Source organism: Bacillus sp. FSL R12-0074 (assembly GCF_038005725.1).
GTDB lineage: Bacteria > Bacillota > Bacilli > Bacillales > Bacillaceae_G > Bacillus_A > Bacillus_A mycoides.
On record NZ_JBBOTR010000001.1, the window covers coordinates 850,388 to 863,123 of the forward strand.

14 protein-coding genes are annotated in these 12,736 nt (G+C 36.3%); 12 read left to right on the plus strand and 2 right to left on the minus strand.

What is annotated here, in order from left to right:
- Positions 1-5: 5 nt before the first annotated feature.
- Positions 6-1,409, minus strand: a complete 1,404-nt coding sequence (locus NSS97_RS04375) for an amino acid permease (protein ID WP_107887874.1) — start codon at positions 1,407-1,409, stop codon at positions 6-8.
- A gap of 363 nt (positions 1,410-1,772) precedes the next feature.
- On the opposite strand from NSS97_RS04375, the gene NSS97_RS04380 reads away from it, so the two are divergent.
- The 10 genes from NSS97_RS04380 to NSS97_RS04425 all read left to right on the plus strand — a co-directional run bounded on the left by NSS97_RS04380 (position 1,773) and on the right by NSS97_RS04425 (position 10,304).
- Positions 1,773-2,900: a cation:proton antiporter gene (locus tag NSS97_RS04380; protein ID WP_002010790.1), complete on the plus strand. Its 1,128-nt coding sequence runs from the start codon at positions 1,773-1,775 to the stop codon at positions 2,898-2,900.
- A gap of 124 nt (positions 2,901-3,024) precedes the next feature.
- Complete coding sequence (locus tag NSS97_RS04385) at positions 3,025-3,354, plus strand: outer surface protein (RefSeq protein ID WP_107887875.1); 330 nt, start codon at positions 3,025-3,027, stop codon at positions 3,352-3,354.
- Positions 3,355-3,371: 17 nt separating this feature from the next.
- On the plus strand, positions 3,372-4,235 hold the full coding sequence (locus tag NSS97_RS04390) for an SIS domain-containing protein (protein WP_107887876.1): 864 nt from the start codon (positions 3,372-3,374) through the stop codon (positions 4,233-4,235).
- A gap of 155 nt (positions 4,236-4,390) precedes the next feature.
- Positions 4,391-5,275, plus strand: a complete 885-nt coding sequence (murQ, locus tag NSS97_RS04395) for an N-acetylmuramic acid 6-phosphate etherase (RefSeq protein ID WP_002166328.1) — start codon at positions 4,391-4,393, stop codon at positions 5,273-5,275.
- A 23-nt stretch (positions 5,276-5,298) separates the two neighbouring features.
- Positions 5,299-6,663, plus strand: coding sequence for a PTS transporter subunit EIIC (locus NSS97_RS04400; protein WP_107887877.1), 1,365 nt, complete (start codon positions 5,299-5,301; stop codon positions 6,661-6,663).
- 51 nt (positions 6,664-6,714) lie between these two features.
- The gene (locus tag NSS97_RS04405) at positions 6,715-7,773 is read left to right on the plus strand and encodes a MupG family TIM beta-alpha barrel fold protein (RefSeq protein ID WP_107887878.1); all 1,059 of its coding nucleotides are present in this window, start codon (positions 6,715-6,717) and stop codon (positions 7,771-7,773) included.
- A gap of 168 nt (positions 7,774-7,941) precedes the next feature.
- Positions 7,942-8,346, plus strand: a complete 405-nt coding sequence (locus tag NSS97_RS04410; RefSeq protein ID WP_107887879.1) for a DoxX family membrane protein — start codon at positions 7,942-7,944, stop codon at positions 8,344-8,346.
- A 182-nt stretch (positions 8,347-8,528) separates the two neighbouring features.
- On the plus strand, positions 8,529-9,329 hold the full coding sequence (locus NSS97_RS04415) for an MBL fold metallo-hydrolase (protein WP_002125460.1): 801 nt from the start codon (positions 8,529-8,531) through the stop codon (positions 9,327-9,329).
- Complete coding sequence (locus NSS97_RS04420; RefSeq protein WP_193652626.1) at positions 9,329-9,733, plus strand: nuclear transport factor 2 family protein; 405 nt, start codon at positions 9,329-9,331, stop codon at positions 9,731-9,733. The genes NSS97_RS04415 and NSS97_RS04420 overlap by 1 nt, the downstream gene beginning before the upstream one ends.
- Before the next feature lie 88 nt (positions 9,734-9,821).
- The gene (locus tag NSS97_RS04425; protein ID WP_002087394.1) at positions 9,822-10,304 is read left to right on the plus strand and encodes a PRK06770 family protein; all 483 of its coding nucleotides are present in this window, start codon (positions 9,822-9,824) and stop codon (positions 10,302-10,304) included.
- A 33-nt stretch (positions 10,305-10,337) separates the two neighbouring features.
- Here the strand turns inward: NSS97_RS04425 and NSS97_RS04430 are convergent, their stop codons facing one another.
- Positions 10,338-11,249: a DMT family transporter gene (locus NSS97_RS04430; RefSeq protein WP_107887881.1), complete on the minus strand. Its 912-nt coding sequence runs from the start codon at positions 11,247-11,249 to the stop codon at positions 10,338-10,340.
- 205 nt (positions 11,250-11,454) lie between these two features.
- Here NSS97_RS04430 and NSS97_RS04435 point away from each other — a divergent pair, with 205 nt between their 5' ends.
- Both NSS97_RS04435 and NSS97_RS04440 read left to right on the plus strand, forming a co-directional pair.
- Entirely contained in the window at positions 11,455-11,949 is a 495-nt protein-coding gene (locus NSS97_RS04435) for an Lrp/AsnC family transcriptional regulator (RefSeq protein WP_002063953.1), read from the plus strand.
- A gap of 290 nt (positions 11,950-12,239) precedes the next feature.
- Complete coding sequence (locus NSS97_RS04440) at positions 12,240-12,695, plus strand: N-acetyltransferase (RefSeq protein WP_107887883.1); 456 nt, start codon at positions 12,240-12,242, stop codon at positions 12,693-12,695.
- Positions 12,696-12,736 lie beyond the last annotated feature (41 nt).

Genomic DNA, 12,736 nt, shown 5'->3' on the forward strand with positions numbered 1-12,736 from the left:
TTTTGTTATGCTTCTTTCGTCTCATCATTTGTTTTTTCATTAGCTAGATGACTATGTTTTCTAGAGTAGAAGAAGTATACGCATAAACCGACTATAAGCCAAAATGAAAAGCTGATCCATGTCGTTTTGGACAAATTAGTCATTAAATATAAACAACAAAGAATAGCGACAACCGGTAGTGCAGGTACGAGTGGTGTGCGGAAGCCTCGTTTTAAATCAGGATGAGTTTTCCGTAAAATAAGTACAGCAAAGCAAACGAATGTGAAGGCTGTTAACGTACCGATGTTTACTAAATTCGCTAGTAAATGTAGGTCTAAAAGTCCTGCTAATAAAGCTGCAAATACTCCAGTAATCCATGTGTTTAATAAAGGGATTTTTACTTTTTTATTTACGCGTGATAAAGCTTTTGGGAGTAAGCCGTCTCGGCTCATTGCATAAGAAACACGAACTTGTCCATACATAACGACTAAAAGAACGGTTGTCATTCCTGTCATCGCACCAACTGCAAGTAGCCCCGCAATAGTATCTTCACCAACGAAATGTAGTGCAAATGCAACTGGATCAGAAACGTCTAATTGCGTATAAGGAACCATGCCTGTTAAAACGAAAGATACGATCATGTATAAAACTGTACAAATAAGAAGGGAACCGATAATACCAATTGGTAAATCACGCTGCGGTTTTTTCGTTTCTTCTGCCGCGGTTGCGATTGCATCAAAACCTAAAAAGGCGAAGAAGACAGTGGCAGCTCCGGTAATAATACCGTCGTACCCGAATGGAATGAACGGTGTCCAATTTTCAGGCTTTACATATTTTGCGCCTGCTACGATAAAGGCGATAATAACTGCTAATTTGATAAGGACCATAACATTATTAATGCGTGCGCTTTCGCGTATACCAAAACTTAAAAGACCAGTAATGAGAAGTAAAATACAAACAGCTGGTAAATCAATGAGACCACCTTTTCCTGTACCAGGGGCCGAGGCTATTATGGCGGGCAGATGGATGTTAAATCCTTGTAGTAAAGATTGTAAATAACCAGACCAACCGACAGCTACTGCTGCGACGGCAAGTAAATATTCGAGCATTAAACACCAACCAACGATAAAGGCGACAACTTCTCCGACAGTCATGTATGCATAAGTGTAAACACTGCCTGAGACTGGTATAGAAGAAGCGAATTCGGCATAACAAAAGGCTACACAAGCACAAGTAAATGCAGCAATAAGGAATGATAGCATAATACCAGGGCCAGAATGTTTTGCCGCTACGATACCTGTTAATACAAAAATCCCTGTCCCAATTACGGCGCCGATTCCTAAAAATGTTAAATCGAGTGCTGTTAATGTTCTATCTAGCTGTCGTGGTGATTCAGTACTAAGCGCTTTTTTTCGTAATAATGACTTCACTTTGGACTCTCCTCCCGTTTTTCATCTCCATAACTGCGAATAGTGTGAATCCATTGGAAAAGAGTACGTCAGTGAATAAAGGTACAGTTATGGTATGTAGTTTTTTGAAATTTCTGGATTAATTTTATTATAATTCAGAATATTTTGTCAAATAAAAATGTGACAAATAATATTCGAATGAATAGGGGAAACTACTTGCAGGAATGGACGAGGGTTAACAGAGTGACAAAAACACTCATTAAAGTTTCACTTTATCCCGCATTAACTGCCCGTAAATGCCCGATTGGTTTAACTAATAATCAGTGAGGATGGGGAAATTCCCCACTGATTAAAGTTTCACTTTATAAAGTAGGAGAAGATGTTATGTTATTTTATTTTGAACTTGTCGTCATTTTACTTTGTACGAAATTAGCTGGTGATATTAGCGTAAGACTCGGCCAGCCCTCTGTACTTGGTAAATTAATCGTTGGTATTATTATCGGTCCTGCTGTGCTAGGTATTATTAATAGTTCAGAACTTATTGATGAGCTTAGCGAAATCGGTGTTTTGCTACTTATGTTTATGGCAGGACTCGAAACTGATTTAGAAGAGTTAAATCGTAATTTAAAATCTGCATTCGCAGTAGCGATGGGAGGAATTATTTTCCCATTCCTTGGTGGGTATTTAGCAGGGCTTGCTTTTGGAATGTTACAGTCGCATGCGATCTTTTTAGGGTTATTACTTTGTGCCACATCGGTTAGTATTTCTGTTCAAACGCTAAGAGATTTAGGGAAAATGAATACGAGAGAAAGTACGACGATTTTAGGTGCAGCTGTATTTGATGATGTAATTGTCGTTATTTTATTAGCGTTTGTCATGAGTTTTTTAGGCACACAAGATGTAAATGTAACGCTAGTCATTGCAAAGAAAATCATCTTTTTTGTAAGTATTGTTTTCATCGCTTGGAAAGTTGTTCCGTGGATTATGAAAATGCTCGTACCACTTCGCGTAACAGAAGCGTTAATTAGTGCTGCACTTATTATTTGTTTCTCTTTTTCATATTACAGTGAAATGATGGGAATCGCAGGTATTATTGGGGCATTTGCAGCAGGAATTGCGATTTCGCAAACAGAGTATAAGCATGAAGTGGAACATAAAATTGAACCGATTGCTTACGCGATATTCGTACCGGTTTTCTTCGTAAGTATTGGAATGGAAATTACATTTCAAGGTATTGGAAGCCAACTTTGGTTCATTATCATTATGACGCTCATCGCAATTTTCACAAAGTTAATCGGATCAGGTTTAGGAGCAAGATTAACAGGGTTTAACTTACAATCTTCTATTAGTATTGGTGCGGGAATGGTGTCGCGCGGGGAAGTAGCGCTTATCATTGCAGCAAATGGACTTGCGGCGAATTTGTTAGCGAAAGAAAATTTCACAGCGATTGTCATTGTTGTTATATTGACGACAATTATTACGCCGCCGCTTTTGAAGAAGTATTTTGTATAGAGAGGAAGGGCTTATCTGATGTAGGTAAGCTCTTTTTTTATTGCAAAATGCAGTGGTCATGTAGCATGAATGGATTGTAATTATGATAAAATCTATGTATGTGATATGACAAGGAGAGGGAAGTGTGAAGATTACAAAGGGGAAAGTTATAGGTGTAATCATACTTATTGCACTATGTATACCATTTACTACATGGAAAGAGTCAAAAGTAAAAAATTTTCCAGTTTCTATTTTTTCTTCCTATGTAGAAGACGAAAATCCGAAAGACTATAAGTACACTGCTTTTGTACCTGACTTTGCAATTTGGATACATGGATGGGAAAAACAGCGATCTGAAGGTGAAATAACGTCATATAAAAAAGGGGATCGAACTGTAATTGTTCACCATCCACCTGGCAATGATGGTTTTTATCTATATGATACAAATGATATTAGAGAATATACGCAACCATAAGAAGTGGAGGTTAAATAGTGAAAGCTTCAACATTACTATTTAAAATTGAAAGTAATATGGATCAATTTTCACCAGCCGAAAAGAAGGTTGCCATGTACATAATGGAGAATGCAGAAATTGTTCCGAACTTAACGACGAAAGAAGTGTCAACGAATGCAGGCGCAAGTGAGGCAAGTGTTGTTCGCTTTTGTAAGTCGATTGGGATTGGGAGCTTTAAATCATTTAAAATCGCGCTCGTTCGTGAATTAACGATTGCTGATTATAATATTAATGATTTTTCAGTGATGAATACGGAAGATGGACCGTACGACTTGTTTAATAAAGTTACATATGTGAATAAAGCTGCAATTGAGGCGAGCGTCACGGCGATAGATAAGAAGGAACTTGAGAGAGCTGCAGATCGTATTGTAAATGCGGATAAAGTTATATTTTACGGAGTAGGTGGTTCAGCTACTCCAGCGATGGACGGGGCTTATAAATTTACACGACTCGGATTTACAGCGATGATGCTATCTGATTTTCATATGATGTTACCGCTTGTGACGAATTTAAAAGAAGATGATATATTTGTTGCGATTTCAACTTCTGGTCGTACGAAAGATGTACTTGAAATGGCGCAATATGCGAAGAAGCGAGGGGCTACAGTTATTGCGATAACGAAGCTAGACCAATCATCTCCGTTATATAAAGCGGCAGACATTCTCCTTTGTATGCCAGATGTAGAGCAAGACCATCGCATTGCGAGTATTGCTTCGAGAATGACGCAACTGAATATGATTGATGCTTTATATGTGATTACTTTCAATCGAATTGGTAATAAAGTATTAGATCAATTTATGGAGACGAGAGAAGAAGCATTACGGTTACGGAAATTGAAGTAGAAGAAAAGATGGGGAGACTCATCTTTTTTATTATCTTTGACACAAATATGTCATGTTGTGAAATTTTATTTCATAAAATAAGAAAGAGTTATTGATTTTTAGTTTCTTGAAGTTATAATGAAAGTGTGAAATATAATTTCAAAGAGGGTGACAATATGTTAGAAAATTTATCTACAGAACATCGCAATGAGAAGACGATGAATTTAGATGAGATGAGTATAAAAGAAGTGTTACAAAGTATGAATGAAGAAGATCGAACTGTTGCGTTAGCAGTTGAAAATGAAATAGAAGAAATTGAAAAGGTTGTACAAATTGTTACTAAGTCTTTTGAAGAAGAAGGCCGTTTAATTTATATTGGGGCTGGTACGAGTGGCCGTTTAGGCATTTTAGACGCAGTAGAATGTCCCCCGACATTTGGAACAGATGATAACATGGTTCAAGGATTTATAGCAGGTGGATTGAAAGCGTTTACTAAGGCGGTGGAAGGTGCCGAAGATCGTGAAGAGTTAGCAAAAGAAGATTTAAAAAGTATTGGATTAAACGAGAAAGATACGGTTATTGGAATTGCAGCAAGTGGTAGAACACCCTATGTAATTGGCGGATTGAAATATGCAAGTAGCGTGGGAGCAAGTACAGCTAGTATTTCCTGTAATAAAAATGCTGAAATAAGTAAATATGCAAAACTAAATGTGGAAGTGGAAACAGGCGCAGAAATATTAACAGGCTCAACACGGTTGAAGGCTGGCACAGCGCAAAAGTTAGTACTCAATATGATTTCTACAGCGTCTATGATTGGTGTAGGGAAAGTATATAAAAACTTAATGGTAGATGTTCAATCTACAAATGAAAAATTGGTAGAACGCTCAAAACGAATTATTGTTGAAGCGACAGGCGCTAGTTATGAAGTAGCTACAGAGTGTTATGAGAAAGCAGATCGAAATGTGAAAGCTGCAATCGTTATGATATTACTACAGTGTGAATATGGGGAAGCACTAGAAAAATTAAAAGGTGCGAAAGGATTTGTGAAGAAAGCACTTTAAACTTTGGGGAGGGGGATTCTATTATGAAGAAAGAAGAGAGAATGGCCAAAGAAATTTCAGAGCAGCTTGGGGGAGTAAAAAATATTCGTGGCATTGCTCATTGTATGACGAGGTTACGATTAACGCTTCATGATGAAAGTAAAGTGAACATGGACCTTTTAAAAAAGGTTGAAGGTGTTATGGGAGTGATTGAAGATGAAACGCTTCAAGTTGTTGTTGGACCAGGGACAGTAAATAAAGTAGCAGCTGAGATGGAAGGTTTAACGGGACTGCGAATTGGTGAGGTGGCAGATCACCACCTTGAAGATCTTGGGCAAGAGATGAAGTCAGAGATTAAGAAGAAAAATAATACACCAGTGAAAAACTTTTTAAGAAAAATAGGAAGTATTTTCATTCCGCTAATTCCGGGGCTTGTTGCGTCAGGAATTATAAATGGGGTTGCTAACTTTGCGAAAAACGCAGGTGCTGACCCGAATGCAACGTGGCTACAAATGCTACTACTTATTGGCGGCGGTATCTTTACATTCTTAGGAATTTTAGTCGGTTGGAATACAGCGAAAGAATTTGGCGGGACACCAGTTCTTGGGACAATTGCAGGTATTTTAATTTTCAACCCAGCGATGGCGAATGTAAAATTATTCGGTGAAGCGCTCGTACCCGGACGGGGCGGATTATTTGCAGTTATTTTTGCAGCATGGCTTATGGTTGTAGTTGAGAGACGAGTGCGAAAAGCTGTGCCAAATGCAGTTGATATTATCGTAACACCACTCATTACTGTATTAGCTGTAAGTATAGTAACGATGTTAGCGATTCAGCCAGTAGCAGGCTTCTTATCTGATGGTATTACAAGCGGTATTAATGCAATTTTAAATGTTGGCGGAGCATTTGCTGGAGCTGTGCTTGCCGGAACATTTTTACCTCTCGTAATGGTCGGATTACATCACGGTTTAACACCGATTCATATGGAATTTATTAATCAAACGCACGTAACGCCTTTATTACCAGTATTAGCAATGGCTGGCGCTGGGCAAGTAGGAGCAGCAATTGCGATTTATGTGAAAACAAAAAATAAACGCCTTCGTAATGTGATTAAAGGTGGATTACCAGTAGGATTTTTAGGAATTGGCGAACCGCTATTATACGGGGTTACATTGCCACTTGGGAAACCGTTTATTACTGCTTGTTTAGGAGCGGCTGTCGGTGGTGCATTCCAAGCTGTTATGAAAACGGCTTCACTCGGAATAGGTGTATCAGGATTATCATTAATTCCGTTAATTGCTGATAATAAATATTTATTATATTTCCTTGGATTAGTAGTTGCATATATTTTCGGATTCATCTTTACGTACTTCTTCGGCTTTAAAGAAGAAATGGCAGAAAACATATAGAGAAAGGGATTCCTTTCTCTTTTTTTTATATTAATAGAAGGAGAGATTTATATGATAGGAGTTTCAATTTATCTTTCAAAAGAGCGAGTAGAGAAACAAGAAGCATGGTTAAAACTAGCGAAAGAAAACGGATTTTCATCTGTTTTTACATCTCTTCACATTCCAGAAGATGATCCGAATACGTATAAGGAGTTAATTCAAATACTTGGGAAACAAGCTCTCGAAAATGAAATGGAATTAATGGTTGATGTCTCTCCAAAATCGTTAAACCATTTAGGGATGACGTATGAAAATGTGGAAGAGTTATTAGACTTTGGCATTACTGGTTTACGAATGGATTACGGTATTACGCCAAAAGAAATCGCACGTGTATCTCATAAGATGAAGGTAGCTTTAAATGCGAGTACGATTACAGAATCATTTTGGAAAGAGTTACTTGCGGAAAATATACGAATAGATCGAGTAGAAGCGTGGCATAATTTTTATCCGCGTCCAGAAACAGGACTAGCCAAATCATTCTTGCAAAAACAAAATAAATATTTACATGAGTGCGGAATAAAAACGATGGCGTTTATTCCGGGAGGTGGTGAAAAACGCGGTCCGTTATATGAGGGTTTACCAACTTTAGAAAAGCACCGCTATATGCGCCCGCTTGAAGCATATTTAGAGCTTGTGCAAGAGTGCGATGTTGATAAAGTGCTAATTGGAGATATAAGCGGGAGCCTAGAGAGTGTACAAGAAATCTCGAGTGCGAGTGGTGGGATTATTCCAGTGCGATATGAGTCATTTATAAATGCAGGTGAAGTATTAAAAGTGGTAGAGCAAGTGCATACAAATAGGTTAGATCCGGCTCGTGATGTAATTCGTTCTGTAGAATCGCGCGAAGAAAATAAAGTTGCATTACAACCGATGAATACAATTTCAAGAAAACGAGGCAGTATTACAATTGATAATGAATTGTACGGTAGATATGCTGGTGAAATGCAAATAGTTATAAATGATTTACCTGAAGATAGGAAAGTGAATGTTGTTGGAATGGTGATGGAAGAAGATGTGTCTTTATTGTCTTATATAGGTGCTGGGAAAAATTTTCAACTTTTTTCTAAGTAATAGAGCGAAAGCTTGAATTAGCACTATTTTATAAAAAACATTATCTGCAAAAAGGATAATGTTTTTTGGTTTCTTTAAAAAAGTATTTGACGAATGAAAAGAAATACCGTATTGTTTTGTCTTGTGAATAAATGTTCACTATAACAAAACAAAAAAGGAGAGTTCAGAATGAATCAATATATTGGGAATTTAATTATTCGTATCGTATTAGGAGTTACTTTTTTTGCACACGGTTTAGCAAAGTTTCAATCAGGTATAGATAACGTAGCAGGATGGTTTACAAGCATCGGTTTACCAGGTGGTCTTGCATACGGCGTAGCAACAGTTGAATTAGTTGGTGGTATATTATTGATTATCGGTTTAGGCGTGAGGTATGTAGGATTGTTATTCGCTCTTATTTTGGCTGGAGCTATCGTAAAGGTAAATGGAGCAGCAGGCTTATTAGGAGATGGAAAGAATCCGGGATATGAATTAGATCTTGCATTATTATCAATGAGTGCGTATTTATTCGTTGTAAAAGCAGAAGGATATGTAGATCGTTTCTTAAAAGAGAAAGTAATGAAAACGAAGTAAATTTCATTTTTTAAGTGTTGACTTGATGACTTGGTGTAACTATAATGATTACATCAAGTCGATTAGTAATAAAATGATTCATATATTTTTTTATTATAGTTGTAACTAAATTAGTTACAACTATAATAAAGCTTAAAGAATAAAGGAATATAAAAGAGTAAATAAAAAGTGGAGGAAATAACATGTCAAAATTACATTTAGAGGTTTTTACAGGATCTGAGCAAGCATTTCAAGTTACATCCACAATTGTATACGGAGAAAAAGATGCAATTCTTATTGATGCACAATTTTTATTAAGTGATGCGCACCGTTTAGCAGCTCAAATTATTGAAACAGGAAAGAATTTAACTCATATTTATGTGACTCATTTCCATCCAGATCACTATTTTGGATTAAATGTATTACATGAAGCATTTCCAGAAGCGAAGATTGTTGCATTACGGAATACTGTTGAAGATATTCGTAACACATTTGAGAAGAAAGTGGAACAGTGGAAACCATCTATTGGGCATAATGTTCCTCATCAACCAATTGTTCCAGAGGAATTAACAGAAGAGAAATTGATTTTAGAGGGAAATGATTTAATCATTAAAGGTGGTTTGCAAGGTGATACACCGAATAATAGTTATGTATGGATTCCATCATTAAAAGCCGTTGTTACAGGCGATATCGTTTATAACAATACTTTCGTATGGACGTTAGAAACAGATGCTGAAGCTCGTCATAAATGGTTAGAAACACTAAGTGAACTTGAAAATCTTCATCCTGAAATTGTTGTAGCGGGTCATCGTGATTATGACGTACCAAATACAGCAGACGCGATTAAACATACTCGTAAATATTTAGTTGCATTTGATGAAGTTCTTGCAGGAAATCCTTCAAGTGAAGAAATTCAAACGGCAATAAAGGAGCGGTTCCCGCACGTTAAAGCGTTAGAAATTGGACTTGTTTTAGCCGCAAACGCGTTTGGGGTGAAAAAATAATGAAGCAAAAAACAAATTTAGAAATTGTTCGAAGCACATATGAAGGACCATCTTCTTCAAATGCAAAACATTTAGCGGAAGCTCTCTCTGAAAAAGTAGAGTGGACAGAGGCAGCAGGTTTTCCGTACGGCGGAACGTATATAGGTACAGAAGCTATAATGGAAAATGTATTTAGTCGTTTAGGATCAGAATGGGATGATTATAAAGCGAGTGTAAAGACGTACCATGAAGTAAACGGAAAAGATGTAATTATTGCTGAAGGTGTTTATTCAGGAGTTTATAAAGAGACGGGAAAATCATTTGAGGCGGAATTTGTTCATGTATGGCAGCTTAAAAATGGAAAAATCGTGAAATTTAAGCAATATGTGGACAGTTACATTGTACGAGAAGCGATGAGGGCTTAAAATAAAATAAGGAAACAAATGGAATCGACTATGTGCAGGCGATTCCATTTGTTTATGTAATTATTAGGGGGAATGGGGAGTACATAATATGAAAAAATGGATAATAGGGACAATTACAATGATTGTAATTGCGGTAGGAGCTGTATTCGGTGTTACTAAACTTCTTAATTATATAGAGGAGGAGGAGAAGAGCCTTAAAGTACAAAAAGTAATGGATCAACAGGAGAAGAAAGTAAAGGAAGAGAAGCCACAAGTTAGTGAAGATGAAATTATTTCTACAATGCATAGGATGGTACATCAAAAAGTGAAATCCTCTGAGAAATGGGGATTTATCGAAATGACAAATAAGGAAATTAGTAGTGCGAAGAACGCAGTAGAAAGCAGTACTAATTTTAAATATAAATCAAAGCTACTTTCTACTTTAGAGCGCTGGGAGAAAGGGGATTTTTCACAGACGGTTGAGGAGCATAATTTTTTGTGGGAAATTCAAGGTGGTGATACCGGAAAGGCAACAGAACGTTTATCGCCAGAAGAAGAAAAACAGTATGTGAAAGAAATGAAAGGTAAATAAAAACATCGCCACTCTGGTGGCGATGCTTTTTCATTAAGAATGCTTTCGTACTAAAGCTCTAGTCGTCTGAGGAGAAACAGTTTTAAAATGAGAGAATAAATAGCACCCTGTAACGACGATAATTGTCCCGAAAATTTGAATCCATGTTAGTTCTTCTCCAAGGAAAATAAATGCTAAAATAGCTGTGAAAATTGGATTGAAATTTAGAAAAATCCCCGATGTAGTAGCGCCTAATTTCTGTACACCAATATTCCAAAACACCATACAAAGTACTGTTGAAATGAGTCCTGTATATAAAAGTGATGTAATGAAAGAAGAATTAATATTGGAAACAGTGAAGCTTCCTATGTTAAATGGTAGTAATAAAATAACGCCGAAAATACCAGAATATAATGTTGCCATGAGTGGTGTAGTTGTTTTTGTAGCCCATTTACTACAAACAGAATAGATTCCCCAAATACAAACAGCCGCAATCATCCATAAATCTCCGCTATTAAAATGTAGTGAAAATAAAAGAGCGAAATTTCCTTTTAAAAGAACGAGGATGACCCCAAAAAATGAAAGAATCATAGAAAGAATTTGAAGCGTATTTACTTTTTCTTTTAGAAACAGCACAGAAAATAATGCAATTGAAATAGCGTTCAATGTAGAAATAAGACCTACATTCGTTGCGGATGTTTTTTCTAGTGCTAAAAATTGAAAAATGTTGAAAAGAGCGACGCCTGTAATTCCCATAATTACTAACGGGATTATAGCAGCACGCGGTGGAATAATTTTCTTCTCTTTAAACCATACGAGTGGTAATAAACAAACAATCGCAATCATCCATCTTAAACTTGTCAGTGTCATCGGAGACGCATGATCGACAAGTGATTTCCCAACGACAAAATTTCCTCCCCATAATAAGCTTGTTAATAATAGTAAAAAGACGTAAAAATAAGGCATACTAAAAACCCCTTTGTTGAAATAAGAATGAACTGTAAATAATTTTAGCATTTTTCTTTATTTTCTAATATATTCTTTTGTATAATGGTAAAAACTCGATAAAATGTTTCGTTAGAAATCTATTTTGCAGAAAAACATTCAGTTTTATATAAGTTATGAGATGTTTCTTCGAATAATCATCGGTAAGAAAAAAGGAGGAATTTTGATGGAGTCATCTGTTATTAAAGTGTTAGATGATTTAGATGTACAAATTTTAGATATATTGCAGAAGGAGTCACAAGTAAGTAATGCAGAACTAGCACGCCGCGTTAATTTATCACCAGCTGCTATGCATGCAAGAATAAAAAGATTAGACGGGGAAGGATTCATTGATAAGCAAGTAGCAATTTTAAATCAAGAAAAGCTTGGATTTGATTTATTATGTTTCATTTTTATGAGCACGAATATTCATCAGTATGAAAAGCTTGAAGTGTTAGAACGAGAATTAGAATCTATGCCTGAAGTGTTAGAATGTCACTGTTTAACAGGAGAGTATGATTATTTATTAAAAGTTGCAAATCGTGATCGTAAGGAACTGGAGCATTTTATTAGAAAGCTGAATAAGCTTGGTATTACACGTATACAGACGAGTTTAGCACTTCGTGAAATTAAATATTCGACGGTATTGCCGATACGAAATGAGGAATCAAGCATTGATTAAGTTGCTTGGTTTTTTGTTTGTGTAAAGTGAAACTTTAATCAGTGGGGGTTTTGTTCATCCACCACTGATTATTAGTTGAACCAATCGGGCGTTTAGGGGCAGTTGATCTCCCGCCTACATTCTTTGCTTCAGCCGAATTTTGAGGTGGGAGTCTTACTGCCCGTTAATGCGGGATAAAATTCAGAAAAGTGATTGACGGAGAGAAAAGAGAGATGTATTATCATATGAAACTATGAATTAAAATTCATGTAATGTTATAAAAATTAACACTGGGGGCAAGGGGATATAATATGAAAATCTTTAATGCGGTTACAAGTGATGTGAAAGAAATTTATAATCTCATTGAAATGTACGCGAAAGAGGGAGTTGTTTTGCCACGTTCTCTCTTGTCTCTTTATCAATATTTACAATGTTTATATGTCATGAAAGAAGAAGAGAATGTTATTGGAGTTGCTGGTTTACATGTGTTAGGAGAGGATCTTGCAGAAGTACGATCGTTAGTAGTTTCGCATACATATGCAGGAAAAGGGATAGGGCGTATGTTAGTGAATCATGTAATGAATGAGGCAGCAAAAATAAAAGTGAATAGAGTAATTTCTTTAACATATGAAACGGATTTTTTTCAAAAGTGTGGATTTGATTTTGTGAATAAAGAATCATTAACAGAGAAAGTATGGATTGATTGTAGACATTGTCCAAAAGTTGATTATTGTGATGAGGTGGCGATGATACGGTATGTTGGGTGAAATTTTTAGAGAGAAAAAAGGCCCACTATTATTTAAGAAAT

Bases quoted from the DNA above. Each gene is read 5' to 3' on its own strand.
- NSS97_RS04410 (WP_107887879.1), top strand. From the start codon at position 7,942: ATGAATCAATATATTGGGAATTTAATTATTCGTATCGTATTAGGAGTT.
- NSS97_RS04405 (WP_107887878.1), top strand. From the start codon at position 6,715: ATGATAGGAGTTTCAATTTATCTTTCAAAAGAGCGAGTAGAGAAACAA.
- NSS97_RS04435 (WP_002063953.1), top strand. From the start codon at position 11,455: ATGGAGTCATCTGTTATTAAAGTGTTAGATGATTTAGATGTACAAATT.
- NSS97_RS04430 (WP_107887881.1), bottom strand. From the start codon at position 11,249: ATGCCTTATTTTTACGTCTTTTTACTATTATTAACAAGCTTATTATGG.
- NSS97_RS04440 (WP_107887883.1), top strand. From the start codon at position 12,240: ATGAAAATCTTTAATGCGGTTACAAGTGATGTGAAAGAAATTTATAAT.
- NSS97_RS04420 (WP_193652626.1), top strand. From the start codon at position 9,329: ATGAAGCAAAAAACAAATTTAGAAATTGTTCGAAGCACATATGAAGGA.
- murQ (WP_002166328.1), top strand. From the start codon at position 4,391: ATGTTAGAAAATTTATCTACAGAACATCGCAATGAGAAGACGATGAAT.
- NSS97_RS04415 (WP_002125460.1), top strand. From the start codon at position 8,529: ATGTCAAAATTACATTTAGAGGTTTTTACAGGATCTGAGCAAGCATTT.
- NSS97_RS04380 (WP_002010790.1), top strand. From the start codon at position 1,773: ATGTTATTTTATTTTGAACTTGTCGTCATTTTACTTTGTACGAAATTA.
- NSS97_RS04400 (WP_107887877.1), top strand. From the start codon at position 5,299: ATGAAGAAAGAAGAGAGAATGGCCAAAGAAATTTCAGAGCAGCTTGGG.
- NSS97_RS04425 (WP_002087394.1), top strand. From the start codon at position 9,822: ATGAAAAAATGGATAATAGGGACAATTACAATGATTGTAATTGCGGTA.